4 protein-coding genes are annotated in these 4,319 nt (G+C 47.5%); 2 read left to right on the top strand and 2 right to left on the bottom strand.

Annotated features, from left to right (window positions below):
• Window positions 1-149 precede the first annotated feature (149 nt).
• Both HMPREF1254_RS03480 and HMPREF1254_RS03485 read right to left on the bottom strand, forming a co-directional pair.
• Window positions 150-1,037 carry a carbon-nitrogen hydrolase gene (locus HMPREF1254_RS03480; RefSeq protein WP_023057270.1) on the bottom strand — a complete coding sequence of 296 codons (888 nt, stop codon included), beginning with the start codon at window positions 1,035-1,037 and terminating at the stop codon, window positions 150-152.
• A 117-nt stretch (window positions 1,038-1,154) separates the two neighbouring features.
• Window positions 1,155-2,204 (bottom strand): agmatine deiminase family protein, encoded by a 1,050-nt coding sequence (locus tag HMPREF1254_RS03485; RefSeq protein WP_036879978.1) that lies wholly within the window; start codon window positions 2,202-2,204, stop codon window positions 1,155-1,157.
• A gap of 182 nt (window positions 2,205-2,386) precedes the next feature.
• Here HMPREF1254_RS03485 and HMPREF1254_RS03490 point away from each other — a divergent pair, with 182 nt between their 5' ends.
• Window positions 2,387-3,010 carry an ATP-binding cassette domain-containing protein gene (locus HMPREF1254_RS03490; protein ID WP_023057273.1) on the top strand — a complete coding sequence of 208 codons (624 nt, stop codon included), beginning with the start codon at window positions 2,387-2,389 and terminating at the stop codon, window positions 3,008-3,010.
• 5 nt (window positions 3,011-3,015) lie between these two features.
• The gene (locus HMPREF1254_RS03495; protein WP_023057271.1) at window positions 3,016-3,801 is read left to right on the top strand and encodes an ABC transporter permease; all 786 of its coding nucleotides are present in this window, start codon (window positions 3,016-3,018) and stop codon (window positions 3,799-3,801) included.
• Window positions 3,802-4,319: the final 518 nt, after the last annotated feature.

Below are 4,319 nucleotides of genomic sequence, written 5' to 3' on the forward strand. Positions count from 1 at the left end.
TGTTTGAGTACGCGGAGTTTTTTGTAGGTTAACAGCCAAATAGACAGTCATGTGTGGAAACCGTTTCAGCCTGCTACCTTTGCGTCCAAGAATTCGATGTTCAATCAGAATGGGATCTATTACATGGCTATTCGCGTCATTCCGGTTGCCTATTTGACGATGTATCTTTTCACGATGTCCTGATAGTTCTCAATCCGTCGGTCACGCAAGAATGGCCACCAGCGGCGTACTTGTTCGCTATGGTCGAGGTCAATGTCTATCACGACGCTCTCTTCATCGTCATCGCACGCCTGATAATACAGTTCTCCTTGTGGACCAGCCACAAACGAACTACCCCAAAAGTTAATGCCATTGGTTTGTCCGGAAGGGTCGTCTTCGTGTCCAACTCGGTTTACGGTGATAACTGGCAGTCCGTTGGCTACCGCATGTCCGCGCTGAACAGTGGTCCATGCGTTGCGTTGTCGCTGCTGTTCATCTTTGTCATCGCTGCTTTCGTAACCAATGGCTGTGGGATAGATGAGCAGTTGTGCGCCTTGCAATGCCATGAGTCGGGCTGCCTCTGGATACCATTGATCCCAACAAACCAGCACACCTAAGCGACCGATGGACGTGTCAATGGGGTGAAAGCCCAAGTCGCCAGGGGTGAAATAAAACTTTTCATAGTAAGCTGGGTCGTCAGGAATGTGCATCTTGCGGTATTTCCCAGCGATAGTTCCATCTTTCTCTATTACCACTGCTGTGTTGTGATACAGGCCTGGAGCCCGCTTTTCAAATAGCGAAGTGACGATTACCACCTCCAATCTTTTAGCCAACTTGCCGAAGAACTCTGTAGAAGGCCCCGGGATTGGTTCGGCCAAATCGAAGTTGTTCACATCCTCCACCTGACAAAAGTAGAGCGAATTGTGCAACTCTTGCAGCACGATGAGTTGTGCGCCACGTTGAGCCAAGTCGGTGATATTCTCGACTATTTTCTTTTTGTTGTCGTCTACACTGGCTGTGTTGTGTAGCTGTAAAATTCCTATTCTTATTTCGTTCATTTTTTTAGTTTATGGGTTTATGAGGTTTTAGTTTTTTAGTTGACGAGTTTACAAGTTCACAAGTTCACGAGTTGATAGCTTTGCCAATCAAAAAGTTCAATGTTCAAAGTTCAATGTTCAAAGTTCACCGTTCAAAGTTTGCATTTGTTGCATGGTAAGACAGTGCAGCGAACCATGTTGCTTGATAACTGTCGTGGCATCCAAGGGAATGATGTCACGGTGAGGAAAGGCCGTCCCAATGATGTTGAGTGCTTGCTCATCCAGTTCGTCTTGTTGATAGGTAGGGACTATCACCGCTCCATTGATGACCACAAAGTTGGCGTAAGTGGCTGGCAGACGCTCACCTTCGTAGTGGATGGCTTTGGGCATGGGTAGTCTCAGTAGCCTATAAGGTTTTCCGTCAATCGTTCGGAAAGTTTGCAGCTGTTGCTCCATGGCTTTGAAATCTTCGTATTGTTCATCGTTGGCATCATCACATCCTATATATAATAAGGTGTCATTTGGGGCAAAGCGCACAGTTGTGTCTATGTGTCCATCCGTATCATCACCTACCAGCTTTCCGTAGTCTATCCACAAGATGCGGTCGGCGTGCAATCTGTCGAGCAACGTTCGTTCTATTTCTTGTTGTGTCAGCGGTTGGTTTCTGTTTGGAGCGAGCAAGCAAAGACTGGTAGTCAGGATGGTTCCTTTGCCGTCGCTCTCTATGGAACCGCCCTCCAAAACAAAATCGTTGTAATCTACATATTCGCCTTTCACTGCGTTTTGAGCTACAAGTTGCCTGTTAATCAGGTTGTCCTTGGAGGCTTCAAACTTGTTTCCCCAACCGTTAAATTGGAAATCTAAGAGTAGGGGAGCAGCCTTGTCGTCTTTCGGCAGCAAGGTGATGAAGCCATGGTCGCGTGCCCAGGTGTCGTTGAGAGGACATTCTACGAACCTGATTCGTTGGCATTCCTGTACTGTGAAATAACGTTTCGTCTCTGCCACATCCTGTGTGACAATGAGCACCTCCTGATATCTTGCAATCACCCTTGCCAATTGCACCTCGGTGTCAACGATGTCTTGCAAATAAGGTTGCCAGTCGGTATGGGCATGTGGCCATGTCAATTGCATCGCTTTTTGTTCCTCCCATTCAGCAGGCAGGTAGTAGGGTATTTTGTCTTTTGTCATCAGTTTTTTCTTTGTCGATACTTTATCGTTACAAATATACACTAAAAAAGCGATTTACAACCCATACAATTAAAATATATGCAACGAGGAAGATGGAATGAGGTATTAGACCGGTGCTTAGCCATTTTTTATCACGATGCAGTCGGTTGATTCTTATATTTTTTGTGTAAATTTGCCAATGTATGATAGAAATCAAGGATGCCACCATCAAAGTGGATAGCCACGTTGTATGCAAAGACCTGTCGTTCATGGCTATGGATGGGCAGCTGACGTGCGTGCATGCACAAGATACAGAGGCTTTGGAGGCTTTGCTGCATGCTTTTTTAGGCTTGCAGCCACTCGAAAGTGGGTATGTGTCGGTAGATGGCGAGCGCGTCACCTCACTGTCGGCTCCTTTCTTTCGGCAGATGATGGCATACGTTCCCAGCAAGTTTGAGTTTGGCGACATATCCGTGTCCGCACTTTTCCATTTGTTAGTAGATATGGAAGCACCTGCACGACACGAGCAAAAGACGGCCCTTTTAAGACAATGGCAGTTGTTGGGCGTTGACAAGTCGTGTTATGAGCAGCAGTTGTGCTCGCTTTCGGCCGACGTGCAACAGCGCGTCATGCTCTCGTTTGCAGGCGTTCTCAATCGAAACATCATTCTTCTCAATCAGCCAACGGCTTGGCAGACACCTGAAAATGTACCTTTGGTGCTGTCGTACATGCAGTCGATGAAGGCCGCCGGGCATCTTGTTTTGTGGACAACCACCGACGAGCAAGTAGCCGAAATGGCTGATGTGGTTATCAATTTGACACCGTAGATAAAATGGACATCACTTTCATGCAATGTATTTTGGGGCTCTTGCTGTTGCTTGTTCCCTGCTATGTTTTCTATGTATTCAACATCCCACTGCTTACGAAGACGCTTCGTTCGTTCCTTAAAATGGCGGGCAGCCTTTTGGTGCTGGGTGTGTTGCTGTACGAGGTTGTCGCTCTTGACAAGCCGTTCTTCACGCTGTTGTTCGCACTGCTCATTATCGTATGGGGAGCCACGTTGTCCATTGTGCGGGCCAAGTTGCCCCTGCGGCAATTGTTTCTGCCTGTGTTGGCCGGTACGTTTGCAGGCGTTCTGGTGGCCAGTCTGTATGTGCTGCTGTTGGTTATGGGAGGAGTAAATGTGCTTGAACCCCGTTATATGATACCAGTCGTGGCCCTGCTCACCGGTCATCTCATCCATGCAAACAGCAAAGCCATGCACGTTTACTATATGGGATTGCGCCACCATGGGCAGCTTTACCACTATTTGCTGGCCAATGGTGCCACCCACAGCCATGCGCTCGGCTACCTGTTGCGGCGAGCGATACAGCAGTCTGCGCTGCCCAGTCTGTCAGGCATGGGGTGGGTTGTCATGGGTGTTTCGCCGTTGGTGATGTGGGGCATGCTGTTGGGCGGCGTCAGTGTGCTCACAGCCGTGGCGTGCCAGGTGGTGCTGTTGGTTGCCATGTTTACGGCAGCGGTACTCTCTATCATTGTCACCGTGGCGGTTTCGCGCCGATATTTGCTGGATGATTATGCCCAATTAAAGGGGACCGAGCGGCAAGACACCAACTGATGACCAGCCACACACTGGGCAATATTTCCCGCACTTTTTGGTATGAACAAGGCGAGAATGTCTCTCCGTTTTCTTTACAACAGCCCTTTCATAATTCTCGCCAAATTCATAACGTCCTTGGTTGCTTGCAAATATCGCAAGCATTTGATGGCTCCTTATCGTTCACTGTGTCAATGAGTTATGTGAAAAAGCCATTTCTTCTATCCTCTTTTTATTGATTTTTCGGTCGAATAACAGCTTTTTTGCCGTGTAAATGCAATGCTTTTGGCCTTCAAAAGCATGACTGTATGCTGCCAAAGTGATACATATTGCAGCGTTAACTCAATGCAATAACGGTGACATGGCTGTGTTGAGCGTGTCGAACACGGTCGTTTCGCTTGTTTTTCTCTCTTATTTTTTCTATTTCATGAAAAAACAATTGCAGATTTTTTGTCATTTTATTTAACAGGAGGGGAAAGCCTCCCCCGACCCCTCCGAAGGAGGGGAGAGATGAGCTGAAGGACTAATCAACTTGTTTA

This window comes from Prevotella sp. BV3P1 (assembly GCF_000479005.1).
Lineage (GTDB): Bacteria > Bacteroidota > Bacteroidia > Bacteroidales > Bacteroidaceae > Prevotella.

Excerpts from the sequence above, each read along its gene's own strand:
- HMPREF1254_RS03480 (WP_023057270.1), bottom strand. The coding sequence starts at position 1,037 with ATGAACGAAATAAGAATAGGAATTTTACAGCTACACAACACAGCCAGT.
- HMPREF1254_RS03490 (WP_023057273.1), top strand. The coding sequence starts at position 2,387 with ATGATAGAAATCAAGGATGCCACCATCAAAGTGGATAGCCACGTTGTA.
- HMPREF1254_RS03495 (WP_023057271.1), top strand. The coding sequence starts at position 3,016 with ATGGACATCACTTTCATGCAATGTATTTTGGGGCTCTTGCTGTTGCTT.
- HMPREF1254_RS03485 (WP_036879978.1), bottom strand. The coding sequence starts at position 2,204 with ATGACAAAAGACAAAATACCCTACTACCTGCCTGCTGAATGGGAGGAA.